The 2,249-nt window shown below is 55.5% G+C and carries 2 pseudogenes; both read right to left on the bottom strand.

Annotated features, from left to right (window positions below):
* Positions 1-1,328 (bottom strand): annotated as a pseudogene (locus ABX962_RS35005) (hypothetical protein); the annotation flags it as partial.
* 368 nt (positions 1,329-1,696) lie between these two features.
* Positions 1,697-2,249 (bottom strand): annotated as a pseudogene (locus ABX962_RS35000) (preprotein translocase subunit SecA); the annotation flags it as partial.

Raw genomic sequence — 2,249 nt, 5'->3', positions numbered from 1 at the left:
TCGATGTCGGCGCGGTTGGCTTCGACATACTGTTGTTGCTCTCGCAAGGCTTTATCAACCATCACGGACAACGAGCGTCGGCTGGCTTCGTCAAGATCCGATGTTTCAACGCGTCGCTTGAGACGATCGAGTTGGTCTAAAACGTCCATCGGTGCGGTCGTTTTGGACTCGTGTGCCTTGGCCAATTCCGAAGTCACTTCGCGGTACATGCGACGTGTCTTTTCTTGGTTTTCAATTTGAGCCTGCTCGATCGCGGTCAGCGGTGCAGTAGGATCATTGGGCGTCATTGATCCAATGCTATTGGATTGCAATAACGTCAATTTGTCTTTCAGTTGGCGGCGTGTTTCCAGATCCAGCGTGGCTTCGGATTTCCATGCTTCCAAGAACTTTTCGCGAGCTGCGACCTTGTCACCGCGAGTCAACAGGTCCAGTCCATCTTGATAGGCCTGGGTGGCTGCACTCGATTCGCTCGAAGGCAGCGGTTCGGTGTTTTGGACTTGCGAAATGCCGTTGGATGGTTTGTCACCGTTGTACAACATCTGAGCCACCGCACCCGAATCGATGTCGCCTGCGGTTCCGCCGGCTTGTTGAACGGGTGACGAGGTGATGGGCGAAGTACCACTGGTCAACGCCACCCCGCTCTTGCGTGCCGCCGATTCGGCGTCCAGCAAAAGTTGCCAAACGCGAGGCTCGCCGGTCGTGAACTCGCGTTCAGGAACGTTCAGTGACTGGGCTTGTCGAGCCAACGTCAACGCGGTCGAGGCGTCGCCTCGATCAAGCGAAGCACGTCCGATCGCCAGTAGCCGCAACGCCTCTTGTTTTCGTGCGGCGATGTCCGACGTGCCTCCGATTGGCTGAGCATCCGCGACGCTCGGCAACCGTTGCATCGACGGCGGATCGCTCGCGAGACTCGGAAGTGGTGTGGTCGGGGGCATCGACAGCAGTTCGCGATCAAAGCCGACAGCGAGTAGTTCGCCGCGAAGCTTTTCGACTTGAGCTGTCTTTTGAGGCGATCGTGCCACCGAGGCTACCGAATGCCGGAATAGCTCGACTGCGTTGCGATAGTCTTTGCGACTCATCGCATCGCGAGTCTGAGCAATGAGTTGGTCGGTCACGGCACTCGGGGTTCCCGAGGCGGCGAGATTGCTTGGTGACTGTGGGGCGGCACCAGGCGGCAATGGCAGTTGAGCCGACACGGTCGTCGACGATGCCAGTGAATAAAGAATGCCTAGACTAACCACATAGGTGAATAAACCTATGGGTTGTCGGTGTCCCACGAGAGGACGGCGTGCCATTACGAGGCCATTTGCGTTTAAGAGGCGGTTCAACGCGACTCTCCTTCTTCGCGGTGAGACTTCAATGATACCGGTCGCGTTAAGATTGCCTGCACAACAAAAACGCGTGGTACTTGTACACGTTGCTTTGTTGCCGGTGGTCCCAGCACTCCCGCCTGTGATTCAAACTTCACAGGACTTTTAACACCCCAAAATCCTCTTCACGGACGACCAAAGACAACTTTACGTTGCTTTGATAGCAAATCACCTCCTGTGATTTCCGCCAAGAGTCTCCTGGTTTGGATTGGGAATAGTCACTGCGGAAGTCCGCTGTCAACACCGATAGGGAGAGATTTTGAAAATTGATTCGGCCGACGGCTTCAGCGGCTTGCGTTGATGCCACAACGCGAGGGCGTTGAACTTTAATCCGGCGTATCGAGATAGGGATCTTGGCCGATTTCACGCTGCATTTTCTTGCGTTCCTTTTCATGATGCATCAGCACCATGCGGTCTCGGAAATGTTTGCGTTCGACTTTTCGTTGAGCTTTTCCGAACAGTTTCGCGTAGCTGTCCATCGCTCCTGGTTTGGCGATCCCTTTGGCCTTTAATTTCTCCGCGCGAGCCGGGCCGAGTCCGCCTTTGAGGATATCGTCGTCCAACGACAGATATTGGCGATACGAGCCCTCGTCGCCTTGTCGACCACAACGGCCGATCAATTGGCGGTCGATCCGCGCGGCATCGTGCAGCTCGGTACAAATCACGTGCATTCCGCCCATCGATTCGATCGCGTCGGCCAATTTAATATCGGTACCACGGCCAGCCATGTTGGTCGCTACGGTCACCTTGCCTCGTTCGCCGGCCGCCGAAACGATCTCGGCTTCCATTTCGACATTGTTCGCGTTCAGCACTTTGTGTTCGATCCCCAGTTCGTCTAGCAATCGCGAGACGATCATGCTCTTGTCGATCGATCGTGTT

Source organism: Novipirellula sp., assembly GCF_041583735.1.
In the GTDB taxonomy this organism is placed as follows: Bacteria; Planctomycetota; Planctomycetia; order Pirellulales; family Pirellulaceae; genus Novipirellula.
The sequence above is the reverse complement of the archived record's forward strand: the minus strand, read 5'-3'. Positions and strand labels throughout refer to the sequence as shown.